Genomic DNA, 25,454 nt, shown 5'->3' with positions numbered 1-25,454 from the left:
TGTTTTCAAGCAGATAAAACGAATCAATGAACAAGCTTTACAAGCTACTCATTAGCCTTCAATTACTGCAAAAATGTCAGATTCTTTCATGATCAACAGCTCTTCGCCGTTTACTTTGACGGTTGAGCCAGCGTATTGACCAAACAGTACTTTGTCACCCACTTTAATATCGAGGGCGCGCACACCATTATCAGTAATTTGTCCATTACCTACTGCCAGCACTTCACCCTGAGATGGTTTTTCAGCAGCAGAACCTGGCAGCAAAATGCCACCAGCGGTTTTGGTTTCTTCCTCGACGCGGCGAATCACCACACGGTCGTGTAATGGACGAATATTGATACTCATGATGCAGATTCTCCTTGATAAACACTTTTTTGTGCCAAAACATTGGACGAAATCAGCAGTGAACTGCTGAAATTAAATCGGTTGATGCATCAATAGGGATATAAAAATGCGCTTCAAGGGCAAACATGAAAAAATTTTGTATATTTGTATGTTTTTTATCCTTTTAGTCAGCAGTTTTCGGCTGCCATAAGATTTTCTTCTCAATAAAGCGTACCTGTGTTTCATCATAGTCATAGCGCCGCACCGTCAAATCAGCACAGATGATGTTCACTGAATTGGGTATGCTATGCCGCACGCGCTGGGAAAGTGCCGTACCGGCATGAATGTCCAATACCGGATTTGACCGGCCCAGCAGAAAATACTGGTTAAGGTCATACACCGCAGAATGATGCAAATGTCCATGCAAAAGCGCATGCAGGCCACAGGCCGACCAGCGCTTTAAGGCTGGCAGCATCAAGCGGGGAATATCCTTGGCCGCTTCATCATCATCCGGACTTACTATAAATGGCTGATGCGTAGCCACGATTTTATGCTTGTGCGCTGGAGCCGCCTGTAACTGCTCGGCCACATGCTCAATTTGCCGAAGCGAGATACTGCCCTTGGTATGATGGTGTGACTTGATGGTATTAACCCCCACCACAAAAAAATGCTCGGTTTCAATTTGCGGCTCCAGACTGCCAAAACACTGCTGGAAGCGATGAAACGGACGCCAGATTCGTCTGGGCAAATGGAACAACGGAATATCATGATTGCCCGGAATCACCAGATAGGGACAACCCAAGCTTTCCAGAAAGCGCTTGGCATCAATAAACTGGCCATGACGTGCCCGCTGGGTTAAGTCGCCACTTACCACCACCAGTTCAGGTTTTAACTCATCACACAGTTGTTTCAGTGCCCGGACTGGACGGGCTTGTTCCGTACCAAAATGCGGGTCAGACAGATGCAAAATCATTTGGTAACCCCTTGCGGCACCATCACTTGCAATGCATTGTGTGCCACCTTAAAAATCAGGGGAGTTGAAATCTGCACGATTTCTCCATCAATAGCCACTTTCATACGCTTAACCCGTGACTCAATTTTGATTTGGTCAGCACAAAAACTGGTCACTTCCGGTGCTTGCTCAAACAGGCCAACCTGTAGGCGATGAATCAGCTTGATCATTTGCCAGCGGGTTAATGCCGTAATGGCAACCGCAGCCAGTTTGCCCTGTGCCACACATTCGGCCAGTGTTAATTTCAGATCCTGTAGCTGCAACTGGTTATTACCAAAAAAGACCAGTGGCGTTTCAATTGGAGTTTGTTCGCCATCAATGGTCATCTTAAGTTTTAGCTTTTGCTGTTCGCGCATGAGCACCACAAAACCCGACACCATTGCCACCACCCGAAAGCGTCCAAAGCGGGCATTGTAAAGTTCACGCTGCTCAATAATTTTTGGGTATAGGCCAATACTGGCATTATTTAAATAAATATAGTCATTCACAATGCCCAGATGAACAGGTCGTGCTATCCCTTCAACAATCACTTGCGCCGCAGCAAATGGATCTAGCGGAATATCCAATGCCCGTGCCACGTAATTAAATGTACCCAGTGGAATAATTCCCATACGGATACTGGAGTGTTTGAGTTCCTGCGCAACAGTATTTAAAGTGCCATCACCACCTGCTGCCACAATAACTCCGCCTTCCCGTTCATGCTTGGCACGCGCCTGACGCACCACTTCACTTAATTGCCGGGCTTCTGTCAGCAGGTATAAATCCACCTCAAAGCCCTGCTCGCTAAAATAAGCTGTTAATTGACGAGCCAGTTGCTCATGGCCATAAGCGTGATGGCCCGAGCCAGTATTCATTACCATGGAAATCAGGCGTCCGCTGGCATAAGCTGGCTGATCTTCTGGAGAATAAGACGAGACTGGCGCAATTGGCTCAGACAATTCTGTTGATTGTATTGGTGAAGAAGACATAAATACGCTGGACATCAATAATTTATTAAAATCGGGTTATTGAAATCGAGTTATCGAAATCAGGATTAAGTGGAATCGCACCTCAACTGATTTAAGCATACTTGTCAGGCCGAACATGCCAATACCAAGTCAAGTTGCCCAAATCCTGTTGCAATAATCGCCATTATTGTTCAGGGATTACCGTACTGATTAAAAACAGCTTTTGTTTTAACTACCAGCCATGATTTATTTTAATTTGTTGTGTTTGTATTGATGGTTGATCGTAAGATCATCGTTATATGCAGGGTGATAATGCAAATGATTCAATTTTTAGAAATTTTATTAAGATTTTCAGCGGGTTTTACATGAACAGGCTTGAAAAATACCCTGCTTTCCCAATTATTATTAATAGACTTTAAATTAGACCAATTCAACAGCAAGCCTCCATATGACTGAACAGACCATGACTCAAACGCACCAAGCCCCTGAATTAATTAGTATTGAGCAAGACTGTATGGGCGGTCATGCTGATCACTGGCAACTCTTAACCACCCAGCCGGATCAGGATGTGCCAAAATGGCTGCAATTGGCCTTAAATAATGCGCATATGCCTTATGGCTTAAATCGTGGTAATCAAAACATGCCGCAGGAAACCTGGCTGATTAATGGCCCGGAACAGCCCCTACAAATTACCCAGTTAATCGAAATTGATAAAGCGCAGCAACCTGTACGTTTAATGTCTGCCTTTCCCATTATAAATAGCCCTTATAGCGTTCAAGGGAAAATCAGCCGTATTATGTGCTGCCCTAATATTATGCAGGCGGTATTAAATATTACCACCAGCGATGGCGCCACCATTTACGCGTTTGATAACCTGTTTAGCGTCAATCAGCACCAGTATCAACATAATCAGATCTATCAGATCAATCTGGGTGGTTTTGCTTATAACCTTGAAAAGGTCAAAACGGGTGAAACGCTACTCGTGGATGATCCGGCTGCCATTAAGCATCATCGTGCCCTTAATGATATCCTTGCTAAAAGCAATGGAATAGCGCCAGAAGACTTGCAGGCTCAAATTGCAGCCTGGCAGCCTGCATCGGCAGACGATGAAGCTCCCGTAACGCTGGATTTATCCAAGATGGTTGCTTATTTATATGGTGATCATTTAGGTCAGGAAGATGAAGCATGGTTTCAGGGAGAAATTGTAGGATTATCACAAACTGATTTTATGGACAAAACAGTCGATTTAATTGATGTAGTCATAATCCGTGAACAGGAGAGTAAACCGGTAATAATACGTCTCGCGTATTTAAATCACGCTAAAATGCCAACCAGTTTTCAGGTTGGTGATTATATTCGTGGAAACATATGGATTCAGGCTACCATTTATGCTACTAATAATAACGGATAATTCTTATTTGAATATTTGTTAAATAGTACATGAGTGCTGGTAATGAAAATTATACGTGAATCCGCTCAGCAACAACTGGTTCAATCCATTGATCGTCTTGCCCTTGATAAAACTGCTTGCCTGTTTTTTATTATTGGCATGATTCTGGCTGCCTTTTTTATGCAGTATTTGTTTGCCTGAATTTAAAAGCGTTTGCGGTACTCAGCTTATATAAGCACCTTTCTGGCAGCCAGCTTCCTACTCCCTGTGCTGCCTTAACTTCCCCTACATTTTAAAATCTGTTTTAAAGCCACTATGTAATACGCTCATTATAATATTAATATATTCAAATGATCTCTAAATCTAACTTTTCCTTCTGTTATACAACATGAATAATTTTTTGATAAAGAAAAAGCCCGCATAATGCAGGCTTTTCTGGTTGTACTGAAAATTATTCAGTCATGCCCAATACGCGCTGGAACAGATCTTTTTGTTCCTGGCTCGGACGTGCAGTTTGTAGAGCCATCAATTGGCTCATGTCGCCCTGAACCTTGATTTTGCCAGTCATGAAAGCCTGCATGGCAGCAGCCATGTCGAACTCCAGAAACACTTTACGCAGGGTTTCTTCATCCATGGTTAGCGTGGTTTTTGCATTGGAAGATAAGCCTTTCTGGATCTTGCCGCCATCCAAAGACAAATCAACATTGTCTCTACCAGGCTCAGTAACAGTCAGGTTAAGTGCCAGTCCAGCCAGTGCAGGCGGCAGATTCAGGTCACCTGCTTCAGCAGTCAGTTTGTCTACGGTATCAAACCATTCATTACTTAAAAATGCAGGCATGCTAGATCCTCTATTCATTCATTGTAAACAGTATTTAACATTACTTGGCAGCAAAAAAATAAGCTAAGCCATTCAAAATGCAATGCTTGTTCCGCTTTATAGCAGACTCTTATTCAACTGAATATGGCAAAAGTTGTATCTTCGCGCTAAAAAATGTGTCAAAACTTGGCATGCTTAATTTAACATCAGTTTTTAGGCATATTTAGAAGCAATTAAACCCAGCCTTAACTTAAGCTCAGGTTAACTACATCCAAGCGTTGCTTAAGATTGTCCAACTCCTCAGCAGTTGGTACTTCGGTTTCTACCTGCAAGCTTTCAAAGTCAAACAGCTCACGGTCAGCCAGTTGCGAAGGCGAGACATTCTGTAATGCGCCGAAAATGCTGGCCAGTCGCTTGGGGTGCTGCCGATCCCAGTCGCGCAGCATGTCATTAATCATGGCGCGTTGCAGGTTTTCCTGTGAGCCGCACAGATTGCACGGGATAATCGGAAACTCGCGCATTTGTGCATATTTGATAATGTCTTTTTCGGCCACATAAGCCAGCGGGCGAATGAGAATGTTCTTTTTATCAGTAGACAGTAACTTGGGTGGCATAGCCTTCAGGCTACCGCCATGAAACAGGTTTAAAAAGAAGGTTGCCATAATGTCATCACGATGATGTCCTAATGCCACCTTGGTTGCGCCAATTTCCTGTGCAAAACCATACAGTGAACCACGGCGCAAGCGCGAACATACGGCACAAAAGGTTTTTCCTTCAGGCGTGAGTCGCTTTACAATACTATACGTATCTTTTTCCAGAATATAATGCGGGATATTACGTTCGCTTAAGTAGTTTGGCAGTACATCTTCTGGGAATCCAGGCTGTTTCTGATCAAGGTTAACCGCGACCACCTCAAAATTGATGGGCGCAATCTTTTGAAATTGAAGCAGAATATCCAGCAAGGTATAGCTGTCCTTGCCACCGGAAATACACACCATGACCTTGTCGCCGTCTTCTAGCATGTTGTAATCCCGGATTGCATGCCCAACCTGACGCCGTATCTTTTTTAACAGGCGATGATAGGCCGTCGAAGTTGGCACTTCAGGAATCGGATAAGAATTTACAGAATCAGCAACAGGTGAAAACATGTTTTTAGCACGTCGGTTAAGCGGTTTTGGGCCAATATTGTACCCGAAATTTTATTAAAAGTTAGACGCTTTATAAATCACAATTGGCTTTTTTGACTTCAAAAATCCTTCATATTTGCTTCACAGTCACAAAATGGTGCAGCTTTGTCAACCATTAAACACAAAATCTTCCCCATAGTTGTGCATTCATTCATCATTTAAGTTTTCCACAGATCCTGTGGATAACAATGGGGATAACTAAAAACTTGACATCGCTTCGCAACGATTCTGTAAGGGTTTGACACAATTTGTATATTTTTTAACCAATTAATATTTTCAATAAAAATCAATTACTTATTAATTTCAAGTTATTTTTTTTTAATTTAAAACGTTGTTTTGACCTAAATGTTCATTAATTCTGCAATTATTTCAATGTTGTCTAAAAAATAGACTATTACATTGTAACTACAGACGCAAAAAGGGTTACCTAAAGAAATATTTTTGCTACACTCTTCCAAAATCTCAAGGACGTGGGTAAAACTTACAATGCAAGTTCAGCCGACTTTAACTGCGTTTTTTCACTCTAAAAGATCTTTACTACTCTCTTTAATAAGTAGCATTGCTCTATTGTCTACTGTTCCTGCACAGGCAGGCAACCTTTATGTCTACAAAAACAAGAATGGTGATACCCTACTCACCAATGTTCGGGGTGATAAAAGCTTTGGCGAATACAATACCAAGGTAAAAGTCACTTATTATCCCGACACCAATGTCCATAGTTACCGGAACTGGGGCGGCAGTGAATCTGCAGTGCTACCCAGCTATAGCAAGAATAAAAATCTGTACGATGGTATTATTGCTCAGGCTGCAAGCACCCATCAGGTGGATTCTGGCTTAATTAAAGCCGTCATGCATACTGAATCCGGTTTTAATCCCAATGCACGTTCACCCGTTGGCGCACAGGGCTTGATGCAACTGATGCCCGCCACCGCACGCCGCTTTGCCGTAAGCAATGCCTATGATCCGGCTCAAAATGTCTTGGGTGCTGCCCAATACCTGAGCTTTTTGCTCAAGCGCTTTAACTATAATACCGAGCTGGCATTAGCAGCCTATAATGCAGGCGAAGGCAATGTGGACAAATACCGTGGTATTCCGCCCTTCCGCGAAACCCAGGATTATGTGCGCCGGGTGATGAGCCGCTACAAAAATCTGTACGCCGGGAATATCAGTACCACACCCATGTCTGCCTCAGCCATGAGCGCCTCGTATAATACGCTGGCACAAGCCCAGCAGGTTGCCCCAGTCAGTGCGGTCAGCAGTAGCTCCAATGTGATATCACGGGCACCGGTAAAGGTGTATGCCGTGGATGGCGTTTATACCGCCTCTAATATTGAAACCTATTAATGCCTTGATTCGGGTTTATGGCAGCAGCAATAGCCTTAAACCCATCTTAATTTATTATAAAAACTCACTTCATTTTGCCCCTACTGCCCTTTGAGCTATTGAAAAAGTCCTATAAAGCTCTACTTTATCTACATCATGATCAAGGCTTTTCAGCCTGATAAGATCATTTTTTTACCTATTATTTTAAGAGGAATATGTACATGATGCGGATTGGTTTGTTTTTGCTGACCAACCTCGCGGTACTGGTAGTTGTTGGTATTATCCTGTCTGTACTGGGCGTTGGCTCAACTCATGGTCCCGGTGGCCTGAACTACACTAACCTGTTGGTGATCTGTTTTGTGTTTGGTATGGTGGGATCAATGATCTCGCTATTTATGTCCAAGTTTATTGCCAAGAAAACCACAGGCACCGAGATCATTGAAACACCACAAAATCCGGCAGAACAATGGCTGGTGAGTACTGTGGCTGAGTTATCCAGTCGTGCAGGCATTAAGATGCCAGAAGTGGGGATTTTTCCAAGTTATCAATCCAATGCGTTTGCCACAGGCTGGAATAAAAACGATGCACTGGTGTCAGTATCTACCGGTTTGCTGGAGCGCATGAATAAGGACGAGCTGCGTGCTGTGCTGGCGCATGAAATTGGTCACGTTGCCAATGGCGATATGGTCACGCTGGCACTGGTACAAGGTGTGGTCAATACCTTTGTGATGTTCTTTGCGCGGATCATTGGTAATTTTGTGGATCGTGCCATTTTCAAGAATGAAAGCGATAGTCCGGGCATGGGTTACTTTATCACCAGCATCATTATGGACATTGTACTGGGTATTCTGGCCTCAGCCATTGTGATGTGGTTTTCACGGATGCGCGAATTCCGGGCTGATGAAGCGGGCGCCCGCCTTGCTGGTAAGGATGCGATGATTTCTGCCCTGCTGCGCTTGCGTGCCGAGAATGAGCTACCTGATCAAATGCCACAGGAAATGAAAGCCTTTGCCATTAATGAAGGTAAAGAACAAGGTTTTAGTATTGCCGCCTTGTTCCATAGTCATCCAACCATTGAACAGCGCGTGGCTGCCTTGCAACAGTTAAATATGCATTAAGGCTTAGCCTGCTCAATGTCGTACTTTTGAAATCCAAACTACAAAAAAGCCCTGAATGATTCAGGGCTTTTTTATAACCAGTGAATTGTCATTAATTTCTACAGTCGGGCGGCCAGCTCGGCGCCTTCCCGAATTGCCCGCTTGGCATCCAGCTCGGCAGCCAGCGATGCACCACCAATCAAATGGTAGCGTGCGCCCAGTTGCTCACCTTCTGCTGGCATTAGCTCTCGCACAGACTCCTGCCCGGCACACACTACAATCGTATCGACACGCAGCAATTGTGACTGGCCATCTACGGTAATCCACAGGCCTTCTGGGGTGATGGCATTATAATTCACGCTACGCAACATGCGCACACCATGCTTTTTAAGCTGTGCCCGATGCACCCAGCCTGAGGTTTTACCCAGTCCTGCACCAACGGGCGTGGATTTGCGCTGCAACAGGTAAATCTGGCGATATGGCGGATGTACCTCAGGTCTTACTGTACCGCCCTCTGTATTATAATTGGGCTGAGGATCAAGTCCCCATTCGCGCTGCCAGTCAGCCAATGGCTGCGGCTGTGGAATAGCTGGGTTATGCAGCAGGTATTCACTGACATCAAACCCAATACCACCCGCACCAATGACTGCAACCCGCTGCCCTACGGGTGCTCCTCGCAGTACTTCCGGATAAGTCAGCACATTGGGTAGCTCTGCCCCGGCCAGCTTTAAGGCACGCGGTGCAATGCCAGTGGCAATCACCACATCATCATAGCCTTCACGTTCCAGTTGCTCACGATTCACCCGGGTGCCCAGCCGTACTTCCACTCCATTTTTCTTGAGCATGGTTTTGTAATAACGGATGGTTTCATGAAACTCTTCCTTACCCGGAATCACCTTGGCCAGATTAAACTGCCCGCCCACATCAGTATTGGCTTCAAACAAGGTAACCTGATGACCGCGTCCGGCAGCAACCGTCGCAGCAGTCATGCCTGCCACACCCCCACCCACCACTGCAATACGGCGGGGCTTACGGGTTTTGACATACACAAGCTCGGTTTCATAGCCTGCGCGCGGGTTAACCAGACAAGTACCGCGCTTGTTTTCAAAGGCATGATCCAGACAGGCCTGATTACAGGCAATACAGGTATTAATTTCATCAATCCGGTTGGTGGCCACCTTGTTGACCCATTCCGGATCAGCCAGCAACGGACGTGCCATTTGAATCAGGTCAGCCTTGCCTTCTGCCAGAATGGCCTCGGCAGTTTGTGGCATATTAATGCGGTTGGACGCAATAACCGGGACAGACACATGCTTTTTAACTTCAGCCGTAACGTTGGCAAAAGCAGCACGCGGTACTGAGGTTACAATGGTAGGAATACGGGCCTCATGCCAGCCAATGCCAGTATTCAGCAAGGTAATACCAGCCTGTTCCAGCGCCTTGGCAACCGTAATGACTTCTGCCATGGTATTACCGTTATGCACCAGATCCAGCATGGACAGGCGAAATGAAATAATAAACTTGTCACCTACGGCCTTACGGATTGCTTTTACAATTTCGACAGCAATACGCATGCGGTTTTCAATAGGGCCGCCCCAGCGATCAGTACGCTGATTAACATGGGTGCTTAGAAACTGGTTTAACAGATAGCCTTCCGAGCCCATAATCTCAACCCCGTCATAACCTGCATATTTGGCAAGCTTGGCACAACGGGCAAAATCACTAATGGTAGACCAGATTTCCTTATCTGAAAGCGCACGTGGCTTGAACATGGAAATGGGTGATTTAATGGGGCTGGACGACACCACAAACGGCTGATAGCCATAACGTCCCGAATGCAAAATCTGCATCAGGATTTTGCCACCATGCCGGTGAACTGCATGCGTGACCAACCGGTGATTAATGGCATCAGCCAACGTATTCATGGTGCCACCAGCCGGTAATAACCAGCCCTGACGATTAGGTGAGATTCCGCCTGTAATCATCAGGCCTACCCCGCCCTTGGCACGTTCAGCAAAGTAGGCCGCCAGTTTGGGATAATTATAGAAACGATCTTCCAGACCAATGTGCATTGAGCCCATGACCACACGATTTTTAAGCTGGGTAAACCCGAGATTTAGCGGTTCTAGCAAATGCGAATATGGCGTCATCAAGCAATCTCTCATGCAATAGGAAAAAGCAGTAGCACCTATTTATTTTTCATCAATAAGCGCAAGCAACAGGTCAATAACCCGTAACACATCAAATGAGTAGATTTTAATAAAATACAGGCTTACTGTCAGTGACCTAATGGTCAATACTGTTGTGTAAATTTGACCTATTCTTTAAGAAGGTTTTCTTTTGATCCTTATAATGCCTTGGCTAACATTCGATATCGAAATGTACAATTTTTATTTATTCTTAGTAAATAGTCTCTGTAGAGCAGTTAAGATTAGAATGTGTCAATAATTGAGCTATCAGCACTTTCCTTAATTTTCAATTCACTTTTAAAGCTAAAGTTTGGTGGTTGTTCTACCACAATTATTATACACTTCGCATTGAAAATGTTTCTATATTTTCTCAATGTGCATTTTCTACCCTTTTATTCATCATGGAAAGACGACCAATGAAAATGAAGTCCCTCGCCGCCGCTATCGCACTCACGATTGTGCCAGTTTCAACTGTATTTGCTGCTGCCCTTGACCGCTCTGGCCAGTCGGTTGCTGCCTTCTTGCAACCAGGTAATTATGCAGAAATTGGTATCTCTTCTCTACAACCGACCGTAGATGGTAAAGATACAAGTGGTAACCCAGTTAATGATATGGCCGACACTTATAATTTTTGGAATGCTGCTCTTAAAGTACAGCCTACTGACTACTTTTCATTTGGCTTATTATATGACGAACCTTTTGGTGCAGCGGCAACCTATAAAGGAAATAATAATTTTGTCGCTCAACCAAACCAGGCTTTTGCGACAAGCACTTTTGGTCCAAATGCTCCACTAAACTCTACTCTTGGTATTAGTGGTTCAACACATGTTGATGTGGACACCCGTAATATCACCAGCCTTTTTGGTTTTAAGCCAATGACCAACTTTACCTTGTATGGTGGTCTGGTTTATCAGGAAGTTGAAGGCAAGGTGAATCTACGCGGCGCATCCTATGGCCCGTTAAGTGGTTATGATATTAATATTGACGAAGACAGTGCATTTGGCTGGATTGCGGGTGCTGCTTATGAAGTTCCTGAGATTGCCCTAAAAGCCTCTATTACATACCGTTCAGACATTGAACATGAAGGCAGTTCACGTGAAACTTTACCGCTGGGTAATGCAGCTAGAGGAATTGTTTCTGGTATTAATCAAAGCCTTACTGATGCTGGTGTGAATCCTTCTCAGCTTGGGGCAACCTTAACCGCTATTACAAATGGATTAAATTCTGTCAATGCTGGCTTGGCACAGGTTAATACAGCACTACAAGCTAACCCAGGAAATACAACTCTTCTTGGTCAGCAAGCTCAGCTAACAGCTCAACAAGCTCAGCTAACAGCCCAGCAAACCCGTTTGGCTACAGCTCAAGGTGCTTTAACTTCCTTAGCAGCACCTTCTGCACTTCCTGCTACTGCTGATACCCGTACCAAAGTAACTACCCCGCAATCCGTTAATCTGGATTTCCAAACAGGGATTATGGCTAATACTGTTGCCTTTGCGAATGTGCGCTGGGTGGAATGGTCAGAATTTAGTGTACAGCCACCATTGTTTGCTACAGCAACGAGTGGATTAAACCTGGTTGACTACACTGATGACCAGTGGTCTGCTAACGTTGGTGTAGGCCGTAAGGTTAACGATCAATGGGCAGGTAATGTGTCTGTAGGCTGGGACTCTGGTGCTGGTAACCCGGTAACTACCCTTGGGCCGACAGAAGGTTACTGGAATGTAGGCTTAGGTGTACGCTACAGTCCTACCCCAAAAGTTGAGTTGTCTGGTGGGGTGAAATACTTCTGGTTGGGTGATGCTGATGCCAAGATTAGTAGCGGTACTATTGTAGGCGATTTTGAAGGCAACCATGCACTTGCTTATGGCCTGAAACTGGGCTATCGCTTCTAATTTTTCATGATTTAAATGTAAAATTAAAGTGTATAAAAAAGGGCGATCGATTCGCCCTTTTTTTATTGGGTGCTTTTCTACTTATTGCCTGCTTTTCTGATTTCAGCAGTCTATACCAGAACTTTGCACTTATATTGGTTAAGCCGGAATATTACGCTGGGATACAGCGCGGATGGCTTCTTTTAAGGCATCATAACCATGAATGGCGGGAAACTGCGGAAACTCGGCAATTACATTGGCAGGTGCGTCAAACAGGAAACCATGATCGGCTTCACCCAGCATGGTGGTATCGTTGTAAGAATCACCTGCTGCAATCACACGGAAATTTAGCTGATGCAAGGCTTTAACGGCTTCACGCTTTTGGTCAGGCTGACGCAGTTTATAATTGGTGATCATGCCTTTGTCGTCCACTTCCAGCTTGTGACAGAAAATGGTGGGCCAGCCCAACTGTTGCATCAATGGATGGGCAAACTCATAAAACGTATCAGATAAAATAATTAACTGAAAATGGGTACGTACCCATTCTACAAATTCCTTGGCACCCGGTAGTGGACCCATGTCAGCAATCACTTCCTGAATGTCTGGCAGACCCAGATTATGTTCACGCAGGATATTTAGGCGCTGGGTCATCAATACGTCATAGTCTGGAATATCACGGGTAGTCGCTTCTAGCGCCTTAATGCCGGTTTTCTTGGCAAAATTAATCCAGATTTCAGGTACTAAAACCCCTTCCAAATCCAAACAGACCAGTTCCATGATGACTCCAAATCTTAAAAAATATTTAACTAAGCCAGATTTATGCGTCGCAACTGTACATGGGTTTTTGTATTTGGTCGAGTGCTAATGTAGCTGCGCTTTTGTTTTGCTGGTTTTATTTTTATCTAGAGCGTTGAGCTACTAAAAAATAAGGGCACTTTACTTTATAATTGAGCGCTTGCCCTTCCACCGTTTTGCCTGAACAGTTAATGTTTTACAGGCCTGTTGGTATCCCAGCCGGTTCTGTTCCGCCATTTTGCCAGGAGTTCTCATGACTGTTATTCCCACTATTAACGAAACTGAAGCCTTGGCCCAGGTCTATGCCGATCGTTCACCACGTGAAATTCTTGAACTGGCGCTAAACCAGCCCGGTGAAATTGCCATTTCCTTTAGTGGCGCTGAAGATGTGGTGCTGATTGACATGGCATCACGGATTGGCAAACCATTTCGGGTGTTTAGTCTGGACACAGGTCGTCTGCATCGTGAAACTTACCAGTTTATTGAAACCGTGCGCAAGCATTACGGCATCAAAATTGAAATCTGTTTTCCTGAGCCTGAGGCGGTACAGGCCATGGTAAATGAAAAGGGACTGTTTAGCTTTTATGTGGATGATCACAAGGAGTGCTGTGGAATTCGCAAGGTACAGCCGCTGCGTAAGAAACTGGCAGGGCTGGATGGCTGGATTACAGGCCAGCGCAAGGATCAAAGCCCGGGCACCCGCACCGCCATTCCCGTGATTCAGGCTGATCCCGGTATGGCAGGCCCCGGCCGTGAGCTGATCAAGTATAATCCGCTGGCCAACTGGAGCAGTAGCGATGTATGGAACTACATCCGCATGATGGAAATTCCCTATAATCCGCTGCATGAAAAAGGCTTTGTTTCGATTGGTTGTGAACCTTGCACCAAGCCCATTTTGCCCAACCAGCATGAACGTGAAGGCCGCTGGTGGTGGGAAGAAGATACCAAGAAAGAGTGTGGCCTGCATGCCGGAAATATCCAGTCCTGATAGCCGCCAACGGTACAAGCCGTTGAGTAAATGAACTGCTCATGCCCTGCTTTCATAAGGAACAGGGCATTATTTTTAGCTATTTTTTGTAGTTCTTATCACAGAAAACCCGATTATATTGTCTGACAATTAAAGCCTCACTTAAGTAAAACTGTATTTTAATATTTCACTTAAAAATATTTCTAATAGATAGCTGCTTGAAAAACAATGCAATTGCTAGTCATCTACTTTTCTTGGCATAGCTCATGCTTAGTTCCTATATCATGCTACAATGCTTAAATTGTCTTACATTATTTAGATGTTCGCTATTCACATCGTGTGATATCCCTGTACAGGTTGAATTTAATAATAAGCTAGGTTTTTTGGAGAGGTTTAACATGCGTCCGCTTAGTCCTATCGACTTTATTTTCTTATCACTGGAAAAACGTCAGCAGCCCATGCATGTTGGTGGATTGTTCCTATTTAAACTTCCCGAAAATGCACCGGCAGATTTTGTGCATCAACTGGTGGAAGATATCCGTAATTCCCGGGCAGTTCCGGTAGCGCCATTTAATCAGGTATTAAATGGTATCTTCTGGGGCGAAGATGAAGAATTTGACCTTGACCAGCATTTTCGGCATATCTCGCTGCCACGCCCGGGCCGTATCCGTGAACTGCTGATTTATGTGTCACAGGAACATAGTGCCCTGATTGACCGCGCCAAGCCACTCTGGGAATGTCATATTATTGAAGGGATTGAAGGCAACCGCTTTGCCATGTTCTTCAAGATGCACCATGCCATGGTTGATGGGGTTGCCGGTATGCGCCTGCTGGAGAAATCCCTGTCACACTCTCCCACCGAGAACAGTATTGTTCCACCATGGGCAGTGAAGAACAATAAACTCAAGCGTCCTACTGCAAATCCACTGAGCAAGACAGCCAAGCTGGTGCGTGTCCTGACCGAACAAATCCAGACCGTACCCAACCTTAGCCGTGAGCTGATCAATACCGTCTTTAAGGAAATGGGCAAAAATCCAGATTATGTATCTACCTTTCAGGCACCGCAATGTATCATTAATCAGCCCATTAGTGCGTCGCGCCGTTTTGCTGCCCAGTCTTATGATCTGGCGCGTTTCCGCAATGTGGCCAAAAAACTGGGTGTGACCATTAATGATGTTGTGCTGGCCGTATGCTCGGGTGCGTTGCGTTCCTATCTGATTGCCCAGCGTGCCCTGCCCAAAAAACCACTGATTGCTATGGTGCCCATTTCGCTGCGTACCGATGACAGCCATAGCGGTAACCAGATTTCCATGATTTTGGCCAATCTAGGCACGCACAAAGGCGACCCACTGGAGCGTCTGGAAATTATCAAGCGTAGTGTTTTAAATGCCAAAAACCGTTTTGGCCGCATGAAACCTAGTGAGATTCTAAGTTATAGTGGTCTGGTATATTCTACGGCTGGCCTGAACCTGCTTTCAGGGGCATTGCCGCGTCATCAAGCCTTTAATCTGGTGATTTCCAATGTACCGGGGCCACGTGAGCCACTGTACTGGAATGGCGCACAACTGGATGCACTCTACCCTGCTTCGGTACTAATGGATGGTCAGGCGCTAAATATTACCCTGACCAGCTATATGGACAAACTGGAAGTGGGCATTACGGCTTGCCGTCATGTGTTGCCACGGGTGCAAAGCCTACTGGCGCTGCTGGAAGAAGAAATCCAGACGTTTGAACACTTGACCCGCTTTATGGAACATCCTGCCAGCATTAACGTTTAAATATCGTTCTGGCCATCTTAAGGATGGTCTTAAAAGAGCCACAAAAAAAGGTGACTTGATTAAATATCAATGTCACCTTTTTTAATACATTCTTTATTTAATTTAAATTAAACCCTTGAGCTATTTATCAGGATTTATTTTTGCTGGCAGATGACAGCGTGCCTTTAGTTCATGGCAGGCCAGCTTAATCATGGCGTCTGTAATTTTGCACATTTCGCCCTGCTCATTAATGACATAACCTGCTGCATCACCAGCGGTAAGTTTTGCGGTGCTTAACGTTTCAAACACTTTGCTTTTAGCATTCATACTTACACCTCGCTACCAGACATGCCCGTGTCATTGGCTCTAGGATTAGTATAAAACTCAAAGTGTGATGGCGTTAAATAAAATACAACCCAATGTGTAAGGACTTATATCATTTTGCGGTAAAAAAGGATTTTGATGCGCAAAATCCTTGTTGCATCTGGCACTTTTCAAGCCGGATAAGATGATTAGATTTTAACTATTCCGCCAGATAACCCTTAACTTAATACAATGTCGTATTGTTCTTGCGTATACAGGTTTTCCACCTGAAACTTGATTACACGATCAATAAAATGTTCCAGATCAGCAACGGCAGTGGCTTCAGTTGACAGTAACCGGTCAATAATCGCAGGACTGGCCACCACGGTATAACCATTGGGCGCCTGATAAGCCCGGGCCAGCCGCAGTACCTCGCGGAAGATTTCATAGCAGACGGTTTCAGCGGTTTTCACGTAGCCGCGGCCCTGACAGGTCGGACAGGATTCGCACAGTAAATGTTCCAGCGACTCACGGGTACGCTTGCGGGTCATTTCCACTAGTCCCAGCTCGGACACTTGCGTAATCTTGGTTTTGGCGTGATCGCGTTCCAGCATTTTTTCCAGTGACTTCATCACCTCTTCACGGTGTGCCAGTTCCTGCATGTCAATGAAATCAATAATGATAATGCCACCCAGATTGCGCAGGCGTAACTGGCGGGTAATGGCATGCGTGGCTTCCAGATTGGTTTTAAATACCGTATCTTCCAGCGAGCGGCCACCCACAAATGAGCCGGTATTCACATCAATAGTGGTCATGGCTTCGGTCTGGTCAATCATCAGATAACCGCCAGACTTCAGCGCCACACGGGTTTGCAGTGCCTTTTGCAGGTCATCTTCAACATTGTACAAATCAAACAGCGGACGCTCACCGGGATAATGATGCAAACGGTCCTGCAAGCCGGGCACAAACTCATCGACAAATTCGGTCAGCTTGGCATGTACTTCGCGCGAATCCACATAAATCTTGGCGGTTTGTCCGTTAGCCAGATCACGGATGATGCGTTGTGGCAGTGGCAGTTCTTCAAAAATCAGGCCGGGTGCTGCAATCTGCTTTTGGCGTTTCTGGATATATTCCCACAGTCGCGCCAGATAGCGCATGTCCTGTTCAATATCCTCGCGTGCCACGCCTTCGGCTGCGGTGCGCACAATCACACTGCCTGGCAGCTTGTGTTGCGGCTGGATTTCTTCGATTAAAGCCTTTAAACGCTCGCGTTCTTCTTCCTGTTCGATGCGCTGGCTGATTCCGGTATGATGACCATACGGCATGAGCACCAGATAACGGGATGGAATGGACAGATCGGTTGACAGGCGCGCACCTTTGCTGCCCAGCATGTCTTTCATCACCTGAACGGTAATTTGCTGGCCTGCATGCAGGATTTCCATCACGTTAGGAATGGGTTGGTGACGTGGCCAGACCATGTCATTAATATGTAAAAATGCGGTGCGCGACAGGCCAATTTCCACAAAGGCCGCCTGCATACCCGGCAGAACCCGCACGACCTTACCGTTATAGATATTACCAACCAGACCACGCCGCGCAGTCCGCTCAACAAACAGCTCTTGCACCACGCCATTTTCAATTAACGCAACACGGCACTCCATTGGCGTTATATTTATCAAGAGCTCTTCAGACATGAAATTTCCAGCAAACAGGTTTAATGGTTTATAGATTGAATTTCTTTCAGTAAATCGAGTGTTTCAAATAAAGGTAATCCTACCACATTGCTATAGCTGCCATGGATTTTTGGAATGAACGCAGCGCCCAGTCCCTGAATGGCATAGCCTCCTGCTTTCCCAATCGGCTCTCCGGTTTGCCAGTATGCCTGCATGTCCGCCAGACTTAACCGCGCAAAATGCACTTCGGTGGTTACCCGGCGATGTAATACAGTCTGGTTTTGGGCAACAGCCACGCCAGTCATCACAAAATGGTCACGGCCAGACAACCGCTGCCACATGGCAAAGGCATCCGCCTGATTTTGCGGTTTGCCCAGAATTTTTCCATCAATGGTGACGGTGGTATCAGCAGCAATCACAATGGTATCGGCTGGCAGATGAGGAATAGCGGCCTGTGCTTTTTGAATGGCAAGGCGCACCACATAATCGGCAGGTGCTTCATGCAGGTGCGGACTTTCATCAATTTCAAATACCTGCACTGTGAATTCCATACCAACCTGCTCTAACAGTTCTTTACGTCGTGGTGATCCTGAAGCCAGAACAATCATTGCGAGTTCCTAAAAAGTTTTTGACTATGGCACATAGTGTCTTACGCCAGCAGCCGAGCTATATCCAGCTCGCCATGATTTGGATATCGAACCACTAGGCTCTCCAGCGCCGCAATATGAGATAAATTAGTGGCCACAAGGCAATGCTGCTCCATAAGGGCCGCCAGTGCTTGATAATTGGAAACTGGATATTGGCCATTTTCTGAAAAAACAGCTGAATCAGCAAATGCAGAAACACGGCAACGGCAGCAATAATCCACAGGTTGCCGAAGGTTAAAATGCGCTGGTTATGAGTAAAATAGCGTGCCAAAAACGCAATAATGACAAAGCTAAGCGCATACTGGCCCAGTATCGCATCCATCATGAAATCAGTGGCCACGCCCAGGCTAAAGGCAAACCAGATCCCGCACCAGGCCGGCTGGCACAGCACCCAGAACAGCATAATCAGCAGGAAAAACAGCGGACGCCAGGAAGCGACATCATACGGCAAGGGATAAACCATTAGCACTGAAGCTACCACAATACTGCTAATAATGGCGATGAGTGGATCAGGCGACTGGTTGCCGCCACCCAGCGTACGACCACTTAAGCGGCGGCCAAACTCAAGAAGTGGCATAGGGTTGCTCCAGGGCTAAAGGCTCGGAAAACAGCACCACCACATGATGGCCACCTTCCAGTTGTGCCAGTGGCTTGACATCAATACTGGCAAATTCGCCTGCACCATGCCGGGCAATGGCAGTAACCTTACCCACCGGATAGCCCGCCGGAAACTGCTCCCCCAAACCTGAGCTGATTAACCGGTCACCAACCTTGATATCTGCAGTATTCGGTACATATTGCATGGCGAGTCGGCCACTATCGCCAGTACCTGCCACAATGCCGCGCATGCCAGTGCGCTCAATCCGCACCGAAATGGCATGTTCCTTGTCTGACAGCAGCATTACCCGGGCACTGTGCGGATAAACATCAATCACCTGCCCCATAATGCCCTTATCATCCAGAATGGTCTGGCCGGTTTTAACCTGCTCAAGGCGGCCCTTGTTGATAATCAGAATCTGGCGCAACGGATCAGTGTCAGTGCCAATGACCTCACTAATCAGCATGCGGCCATCAATAATCAGCGGGGTGTTCAGCAAGCCACGCAGGCGGGTATTTTCAGCAGACAGTTCGGACAGCTTTTGCAGGCGAACACGGTTTTGTAGCAGTTCAGCACGCATGGCGGTATTTTCACGCCGTAGCTGATCTTCTGACTTGCTTTGCTGGCGAAACCAGTCACCTGATAATACCGGATAGCTGGCCAGTGCATAAATCGGGTTAAATGCACGGTGCACCAGACTGCGCACTGGCGTTACGTAATCTTCATAGCGCCAGTTAATGAATATCAGGACAAAACAGGCAATCAGTGCCAGCGTAAAAGAACGAATCGCTGGCGGCTGACGGCTGAAAATATTGGACTGCACCGAACCGCCTTTAGATTTAAAAAATGATTACTGTGGTTCGGCAAGCTCACCAACCGCAGCTTTGTTCAGGTTTCTGATCTTGTAGTTCGACAAGATCAGAAACGATCGAAGGATAATAGCCTTTTTTAAATAGTAACCTTTAGCTTGGCAAAGGATTCTATTTGGCCAAGAAATGGAGTACTAAAAATCCTTAGCCTACAAACAGCATGTCGTAGTTTGGATTGTCAAAGTATTCCAGCACCTTGCCACCACCGCGGGTTACGCAAGTGAGCGGGTCTTCGGCCACTACCACTGGCAGGCCAGTTTCCTGTGACAATAACTTGTCCAGATTACGCAATAATGCACCACCACCTGTTAATACAATGCCACGCTCGGCAATATCGGCAGACAATTCAGGCGGGGTTTGTTCCAGCGCGGTTTTAACCGCACTGACAATGCTGGACAATGGATCAGAAATAGCGGTCAGCACTTCTTCAGAATTAATTACAAAGGAGCGCGGCACCCCTTCGGCCAGATTACGGCCACGCACTTCAATTTCCAGTACCTTGCCATCCGCATAGGCCATACCAACTTCCTGCTTGATGCGCTCAGCGGTGGTTTCACCAATCACACAACCATGTGCCTTGCGCACGTAATTGATGAGCTGTTCATCAAAAATGTCGCCACCAATACGCAGGGAATCAGAATACACGCAGCCAGACAGGGAAATAATGGCAATTTCAGTCGTACCGCCGCCCACATCCACCACCATGGAGCCACAGGCCTGCTCAACCGGCATGCCCGCGCCAATAGCAGCAGCCATGGGCTCTTCAATCAGACGCACATCACGCGCACCGGCACGCTCTACCGCTTCACGGATGGCACGGCGCTCAACCAGTGTAGATTTACAGGGAACGCAGACCACCACGCGCGGTGTTGGTGGCAACAGGCGCTTTTCATGAACCTTGTGAATAAAGTACTGCAACATGGTTTCAGTGACTTCAAAGTCGGCAATCACGCCATCCTTTAAAGGGCGAATGGCGGAAATATTGGCTGGCGTACGGCCCAGCATCTGTTTTGCATCAATACCAACAGCAGCAACCGTTTTATTTGAACCGCTGTGACGGATGGCCACAACCGTGGGTTCATCTAATACAATACCGCGACCAGGTGCATAAATAAGCGTGTTTGCTGTACCAAGATCAATGGCCAGATCTGTGGAGAACAGGCCAAAAAGACGTTTTAAAATCACGGGGCATTCCAGAAGAAAATGAGTGGCAAATTAGATGACAATGCAAGGACGCAACTTTAACGAAATGCTATTATTTAGACAAGCCATTTGGACAAGTCGGCATCTTGTGATAACGTGCCGCAATTATACTTTTTATGATGATGCAGGTGTGCTTTTATGTCAGCAAACACAAGCCAAACCGACAACACATTAACCGTACATGACGTTGAAAAAATTGCCATATTAAGCCGTCTGGCTATTGATGACAGCAAGGCAACTGCCTATGCAGAGAGCCTCAATAAAATCCTGTCCCTGATGCAGGCATTGCAGGCCATTGATACCACGGATGTTGAGCCGCTTAAAAGCCCGTTTGATCATCCACAGCCATTGCGTGACGACATCGTGGCCGAGCCAAATCGCCGTGATGATTATCAGGCCGTAGCCCCGGCCACCCAGGATGGCCTGTATCTGGTGCCGCGCGTTATTGAGTAACCACGGGCTGAGTAATTATTGAATAAGGCCAAAAATCAGGCTTTTTGCTGCAATGGATTTCTTATTTTTTCTTTAACAAAATATATCTGAATCATTATGACCGATCATTCTTCGTCTGAACTGCATCAGCTCAGTGTACGCCAGCTTGGTGAAGGCCTTGCTGCCAAAAAGTTTTCATCTGTTGAACTAACCCAGCATTATTTACAGCGTATTGCTGCCATTGATCCACAGCTCAACAGCTATGTCACCGTGACCAGCGAACTGGCATTGGCACAAGCGCAAGCCGCTGATCAGGCACGTACCGATGGCAAGGCAGGCATCCTGACAGGTATTCCGCTGGCGCATAAGGACATTTTTTGTACACAAGGGGTCAAAACCACAGCAGGCTCCAGAATGCTGGGCGACCCGAAAAATCCGTTTATTGCGCCCTACAATGCCACCGTGGTGGAAAAATGCCTGAATGCCGGACTGGTGACACTGGGCAAGGTCAACATGGATGAGTTTGCGATGGGCTCAACCAATGAAAAATCCTATTTTGGCGCCAGCAAAAACCCGTGGGATACCAACCGGATTCCGGGCGGTTCATCAGGCGGTTCGGCGGCGGCGGTGGCTGCTGACCTGGCACCTTTTGCTACAGGCACCGATACTGGCGGCTCTATTCGCCAGCCTGCCTCGTTTTGTGGCTTAACCGGCATCAAGCCAACCTATGGCCGAGTTTCACGTTTTGGCATGATTGCCTATGCCTCCAGTTTTGATCAGGCTGGCCCCATGGCACGTTCTGCCGAAGACTGTGCTTATCTGCTGCAAGTCATGTCAGGTCATGATGCCAAGGACTCGACCAGTGTTGACCGTCCGGTTGATGACTATGTTGCTGAGCTAAATCAGGTTGCCGAGTTAAACCAGCCGTTAAAAGGCCTGCGTATTGGCCTGCCACGCCAGTATTTTGGCCACAATGGTTTAAACAGTGAAGTGCAAAGCCGTATTGATGCAGCGCTGCAACAACTGCAACAGCTCGGTGCCATACTGGTGGATATTGACCTTGACACCACCGATGCGGCCATTCCTGCCTATTACCTGCTGGCTCCGGCAGAAGCATCCAGTAACCTGTCGCGTTATGATGGCGTGCGTTATGGCTATCGCTGTGAAAACCCCACTGACCTGACCGACCTGTATAGCCGTTCGCGCGCTGAAGGTTTTGGTGATGAAGTACAGCGCCGGATTTTAATTGGCACCTATGCCCTGTCTGCTGGTTACTATGATGCCTATTATGTGAAGGCACAAAAAGTGCGTCGCCTGATTCAGCAGGACTTTTTACGTGCCTTTGAACAGGTTGATGTGATTGCCGGGCCAACAGCGCCAAGCACCGCCTACCAGATTGGTGAAAACCTCGATCCGGTCAGCATGTATCTGGGTGATATTTACACCATTGCCGTGAATCTTGCTGGCTTACCGGCCATTAGTGCGCCAGTCGGCTTTGATGACAACAAGCTGCCTGTAGGGCTGCAACTGATTGGCCCGTACTGGTCTGAAAGCAAGCTGTTATCTATTGTTCATCAATACCAGCAGCACACTGACTGGCACCTGCAACGCTCACCGCTGATTGCGGCCCAGCTCAACAGCGCAGCAAGTGCACAGGAGAACGTATAATGACGCAAACTACTACTCAATCCGCTAAAAATCAGTCCAGTGCAAAATCCAAATTAGTACATGGCTGGGAAGTGGTCATTGGCCTTGAAATCCATTGCCAGCTCAATACCAACAGCAAGATTTTTTCCGGTGCCTCCACCACATTTGGTGCCGAACCCAATACGCAAGCCAGCCTGATTGACTTGGCCCTGCCCGGTGTATTACCAGTGTTGAACAAAGAGGTGGTTAATAAGGCCATCCGCTTTGGTTTAGGTATTGATGCTGAAATTGGCCGCGCCTCAGTGTTTGCCCGTAAAAACTATTTTTATCCTGATCTGCCCAAAGGTTATCAGATTAGCCAGATGGATCATCCGATTGTAGGCAAGGGTTTTGTCGACATCACATTAGATGATGGCAGCACCAAACGCATTGGCGTTACCCGTGCGCATCTGGAAGAAGATGCAGGTAAATCACTGCATGAAGATTTTGCTGGCATGACTGGTATTGATTTGAACCGTGCTGGCACCCCGCTGCTTGAAATTGTATCCGAACCGGATATGCGCTCAAGTGAGGAAGCCGTGGCTTATGTGCGCGTGATTCACTCACTGGTGCGCTGGCTGGGCATTAGTGACGGCAACATGGCTGAAGGCTCATTTCGGGTGGACTGTAACGTATCCGTACGCCAGCCGGGGGATGACTACGGCACCCGTTGCGAGCTGAAAAATATCAACTCGTTCCGTTTTATTGAACGCGCCATTGATGCCGAAGTCGAGCGCCAGATTGATCTGATTGAAAGCGGTGGCCGTGTGATTCAGGCCACGCGCCTGTATGATCCCAACAAGAATGAAACCCGCAGCATGCGCAGCAAGGAAGAAGCCAACGACTACCGTTACTTCCCTGATCCTGACTTGCTGCCCGTGGAAATTTCTGAAGCACAAATTGAGCAAATCCGGGCTGAATTGCCGGAGCTGCCTGTTGCCCGTCGTGAGCGTTTTATCAGCCAGTATCAACTGCCTGAATATGATGCCCGAGTCTTAACAGGTTCGCGTGATCTGGCTGATTTTTATGAAGCCACCGTGCAAGCCGCTGGTGGTGAAAAGCAGGCCAAGCCATCGGCCAACTGGGTGATGGGTGAATTGCTGGCTGGTTTAAATAAGTCTGAGAAAGAAATTACCGATTCTCCGATTAGTCCTGAACAACTGGGTGGTCTGATTGGCCGTATTGTCGACAACACCATTAGCGGCAAGATTGCCAAGCAAGTATTTGCCGAGATGCTGGACGGCGCTGGACAAACTGCCGACCAGATCATTGAAGCCAAGGGTCTCAAGCAGGAAACCGATACCGGCGCCATTGAGGCCATTATTAAGGACGTACTCACTGCCAATGAAAACATGGTGGCTGAATATAAATCTGGCAAGGAAAAAGCCTTTAATGGTCTGGTTGGTCAGGTAATGAAAGCGTCCAAAGGCAAGGCAAACCCTGCACAAGTCAATCAGTTGATGAAGCAACTGCTGGGTTAAGTTTTATTGCTTAACTTTTTGTTTTAGTGGTATAAAACCTCATAGAAATATGAGGTTTTATATGAATTTCAACAACCAATTAAAACTAGATAAATCAAGAACAATACGAAGTTGTTTTGAATACTTTGCAAAACAATCTTTAGACATTGAAACAGCTTTGAGTGGTATAGACGACGGAAATTTTGTTGCTCTAGGTGATGTAAGCTTTGGCTTCTCAAGAGAAACAGCTATCAAATGGGATGATTTTCTTATTTCCATCCTAAACATAAAAAAGCTTATAAAGCTAATATCATTGAAAACTCTAGATAAAGAATTGAAAAATTTATTTAAAGATTATTTAGCTAATAATGAGATAGATATTTTTACAAGCTTTCAAGATTTAATCGAAAAACTAGAAAAATATCGATCAAATCTAAATTTTCATTATTTTATTGTATCAGGACTAAAGGCTGCAAAAATTTATCAATTTGATAATATTAAAATTGGTAACTTTAATGAGCAATGCTCAACTACAAAATTGTCTTTTGCAGAAAAGATATATTTAAACTACCAGACAATTACAAATTATAAAAAAGAAAATAATTCTTTTAATGAAATGGATGAGTATTGGCTTCAACAGTCTTTAATAAGAATATCAAAGTATGAAGGCCATACAGTACTTGAAGTCTCAAATTTTGGTGATGATGAGAGCTCTATAAATCAGAGTATTAATGATGCTGAGTCTTTTATTAATGAATTAATATTCTTAGGCCAAATTTCATTAAATAACCCGAATCGCGGATAAGCAATTGACTTGAAAAATAAGAGGACTAGAGCCATCAGTTGAGTTACCACACCAAACTCACAACTCTAGTCCTGATGTTCAATAGTACCGAATTATTTTGCG

At 46.0% G+C, this 25,454-nt stretch carries 24 protein-coding genes; 11 read left to right on the top strand and 13 right to left on the bottom strand.

The annotated features are described in order from the left end of the window. Nucleotides 1-51: 51 nt before the first annotated feature. The 3 genes from E2B99_RS01845 to E2B99_RS01835 all read right to left on the bottom strand — a co-directional run bounded on the left by E2B99_RS01845 (nt 52) and on the right by E2B99_RS01835 (nt 2,304). Nucleotides 52-345: a co-chaperone GroES gene (locus E2B99_RS01845; RefSeq protein ID WP_026471074.1), complete on the bottom strand. Its 294-nt coding sequence runs from the start codon at nt 343-345 to the stop codon at nt 52-54. Nucleotides 346-508: 163 nt separating this feature from the next. Beyond that, nucleotides 509-1,297, bottom strand: coding sequence for a metallophosphoesterase family protein (locus E2B99_RS01840; protein ID WP_134243298.1), 789 nt, complete (start codon nt 1,295-1,297; stop codon nt 509-511). Further along, a complete protein-coding gene (locus tag E2B99_RS01835) occupies nt 1,294-2,304 on the bottom strand; it encodes a diacylglycerol/lipid kinase family protein (protein WP_134243347.1) in 1,011 nt (336 codons plus the stop codon). The genes E2B99_RS01840 and E2B99_RS01835 overlap by 4 nt, the downstream gene beginning before the upstream one ends. Before the next feature lie 427 nt (nt 2,305-2,731). Here E2B99_RS01835 and E2B99_RS01830 point away from each other — a divergent pair, with 427 nt between their 5' ends. Beyond that, on the top strand, nt 2,732-3,694 hold the full coding sequence (locus E2B99_RS01830) for a hypothetical protein (protein WP_240687690.1): 963 nt from the start codon (nt 2,732-2,734) through the stop codon (nt 3,692-3,694). A 42-nt stretch (nt 3,695-3,736) separates the two neighbouring features. After that, a complete protein-coding gene (locus tag E2B99_RS14525; protein ID WP_166738959.1) occupies nt 3,737-3,874 on the top strand; it encodes a hypothetical protein in 138 nt (45 codons plus the stop codon). Nucleotides 3,875-4,124: 250 nt separating this feature from the next. Here E2B99_RS14525 and E2B99_RS01825 read toward each other — a convergent pair whose 3' ends face one another. Then, nucleotides 4,125-4,511, bottom strand: coding sequence for an SCP2 sterol-binding domain-containing protein (locus tag E2B99_RS01825; protein WP_134243297.1), 387 nt, complete (start codon nt 4,509-4,511; stop codon nt 4,125-4,127). A 224-nt stretch (nt 4,512-4,735) separates the two neighbouring features. Then, nucleotides 4,736-5,638, bottom strand: a complete 903-nt coding sequence (gene ttcA / locus E2B99_RS01820; protein WP_026471079.1) for a tRNA 2-thiocytidine(32) synthetase TtcA — start codon at nt 5,636-5,638, stop codon at nt 4,736-4,738. 525 nt (nt 5,639-6,163) lie between these two features. On the opposite strand from ttcA, the gene E2B99_RS01815 reads away from it, so the two are divergent. After that, the gene (locus E2B99_RS01815) at nt 6,164-7,021 is read left to right on the top strand and encodes a lytic transglycosylase domain-containing protein (RefSeq protein WP_134243296.1); all 858 of its coding nucleotides are present in this window, start codon (nt 6,164-6,166) and stop codon (nt 7,019-7,021) included. Nucleotides 7,022-7,221: 200 nt separating this feature from the next. Next, nucleotides 7,222-8,118: a protease HtpX gene (htpX, locus tag E2B99_RS01810; protein WP_134243295.1), complete on the top strand. Its 897-nt coding sequence runs from the start codon at nt 7,222-7,224 to the stop codon at nt 8,116-8,118. 98 nt (nt 8,119-8,216) lie between these two features. On the opposite strand, the gene E2B99_RS01805 is transcribed toward htpX, so the two are convergent. After that, on the bottom strand, nt 8,217-10,247 hold the full coding sequence (locus E2B99_RS01805) for an NADPH-dependent 2,4-dienoyl-CoA reductase (protein ID WP_134243294.1): 2,031 nt from the start codon (nt 10,245-10,247) through the stop codon (nt 8,217-8,219). Between the two features lie 455 nt (nt 10,248-10,702). On the opposite strand from E2B99_RS01805, the gene E2B99_RS01800 reads away from it, so the two are divergent. Then, nucleotides 10,703-12,178: a transporter gene (locus E2B99_RS01800; RefSeq protein WP_134243293.1), complete on the top strand. Its 1,476-nt coding sequence runs from the start codon at nt 10,703-10,705 to the stop codon at nt 12,176-12,178. A 138-nt stretch (nt 12,179-12,316) separates the two neighbouring features. Here the strand turns inward: E2B99_RS01800 and thrH are convergent, their stop codons facing one another. Next, entirely contained in the window at nt 12,317-12,934 is a 618-nt protein-coding gene (gene thrH / locus E2B99_RS01795; RefSeq protein ID WP_134243292.1) for a bifunctional phosphoserine phosphatase/homoserine phosphotransferase ThrH, read from the bottom strand. 271 nt (nt 12,935-13,205) lie between these two features. Here thrH and E2B99_RS01790 point away from each other — a divergent pair, with 271 nt between their 5' ends. Both E2B99_RS01790 and E2B99_RS01785 read left to right on the top strand, forming a co-directional pair. After that, nucleotides 13,206-13,940 (top strand): phosphoadenylyl-sulfate reductase, encoded by a 735-nt coding sequence (locus E2B99_RS01790; protein WP_026471085.1) that lies wholly within the window; start codon nt 13,206-13,208, stop codon nt 13,938-13,940. Nucleotides 13,941-14,317: 377 nt separating this feature from the next. After that, entirely contained in the window at nt 14,318-15,697 is a 1,380-nt protein-coding gene (locus E2B99_RS01785) for a WS/DGAT/MGAT family O-acyltransferase (protein WP_134243291.1), read from the top strand. A 120-nt stretch (nt 15,698-15,817) separates the two neighbouring features. On the opposite strand, the gene E2B99_RS01780 is transcribed toward E2B99_RS01785, so the two are convergent. The 6 genes from E2B99_RS01780 to E2B99_RS01755 all read right to left on the bottom strand — a co-directional run bounded on the left by E2B99_RS01780 (nt 15,818) and on the right by E2B99_RS01755 (nt 20,951). Then, nucleotides 15,818-16,003 carry a PA1571 family protein gene (locus tag E2B99_RS01780; protein WP_134243290.1) on the bottom strand — a complete coding sequence of 62 codons (186 nt, stop codon included), beginning with the start codon at nt 16,001-16,003 and terminating at the stop codon, nt 15,818-15,820. Nucleotides 16,004-16,218: 215 nt separating this feature from the next. Further along, complete coding sequence (gene rng, locus E2B99_RS01775) at nt 16,219-17,673, bottom strand: ribonuclease G (protein ID WP_026471088.1); 1,455 nt, start codon at nt 17,671-17,673, stop codon at nt 16,219-16,221. 20 nt (nt 17,674-17,693) lie between these two features. Beyond that, nucleotides 17,694-18,260 (bottom strand): Maf family protein, encoded by a 567-nt coding sequence (locus E2B99_RS01770; RefSeq protein ID WP_134243289.1) that lies wholly within the window; start codon nt 18,258-18,260, stop codon nt 17,694-17,696. Nucleotides 18,261-18,354: 94 nt separating this feature from the next. Continuing rightward, entirely contained in the window at nt 18,355-18,876 is a 522-nt protein-coding gene (mreD, locus tag E2B99_RS01765) for a rod shape-determining protein MreD (RefSeq protein ID WP_134243288.1), read from the bottom strand. After that, nucleotides 18,863-19,720, bottom strand: coding sequence for a rod shape-determining protein MreC (mreC, locus tag E2B99_RS01760; RefSeq protein ID WP_134243287.1), 858 nt, complete (start codon nt 19,718-19,720; stop codon nt 18,863-18,865). The genes mreD and mreC overlap by 14 nt, the downstream gene beginning before the upstream one ends. Nucleotides 19,721-19,910: 190 nt before the next feature. Further along, nucleotides 19,911-20,951 carry a rod shape-determining protein gene (locus tag E2B99_RS01755; RefSeq protein WP_026471092.1) on the bottom strand — a complete coding sequence of 347 codons (1,041 nt, stop codon included), beginning with the start codon at nt 20,949-20,951 and terminating at the stop codon, nt 19,911-19,913. A 156-nt stretch (nt 20,952-21,107) separates the two neighbouring features. Here E2B99_RS01755 and gatC point away from each other — a divergent pair, with 156 nt between their 5' ends. The 4 genes from gatC to E2B99_RS01735 all read left to right on the top strand — a co-directional run bounded on the left by gatC (nt 21,108) and on the right by E2B99_RS01735 (nt 25,352). Continuing rightward, on the top strand, nt 21,108-21,422 hold the full coding sequence (gene gatC, locus E2B99_RS01750; protein ID WP_134243286.1) for an Asp-tRNA(Asn)/Glu-tRNA(Gln) amidotransferase subunit GatC: 315 nt from the start codon (nt 21,108-21,110) through the stop codon (nt 21,420-21,422). 96 nt (nt 21,423-21,518) lie between these two features. After that, entirely contained in the window at nt 21,519-23,069 is a 1,551-nt protein-coding gene (gene gatA / locus E2B99_RS01745) for an Asp-tRNA(Asn)/Glu-tRNA(Gln) amidotransferase subunit GatA (RefSeq protein WP_134243285.1), read from the top strand. Then, the gene (gene gatB, locus E2B99_RS01740) at nt 23,069-24,568 is read left to right on the top strand and encodes an Asp-tRNA(Asn)/Glu-tRNA(Gln) amidotransferase subunit GatB (protein ID WP_134243284.1); all 1,500 of its coding nucleotides are present in this window, start codon (nt 23,069-23,071) and stop codon (nt 24,566-24,568) included. The genes gatA and gatB overlap by 1 nt, the downstream gene beginning before the upstream one ends. Before the next feature lie 61 nt (nt 24,569-24,629). Continuing rightward, nucleotides 24,630-25,352, top strand: a complete 723-nt coding sequence (locus tag E2B99_RS01735; protein WP_134243283.1) for a hypothetical protein — start codon at nt 24,630-24,632, stop codon at nt 25,350-25,352. The last annotated feature ends 102 nt before the right edge of the window (nt 25,353-25,454 follow it).

The sequence above is a fragment of the Alkanindiges illinoisensis genome, assembly GCF_004377485.1.
In the GTDB taxonomy this organism is placed as follows: domain Bacteria; phylum Pseudomonadota; class Gammaproteobacteria; order Pseudomonadales; family Moraxellaceae; genus Alkanindiges; species Alkanindiges illinoisensis_A.
The sequence above is the reverse complement of the archived record's forward strand: the minus strand, read 5'-3'. Positions and strand labels throughout refer to the sequence as shown.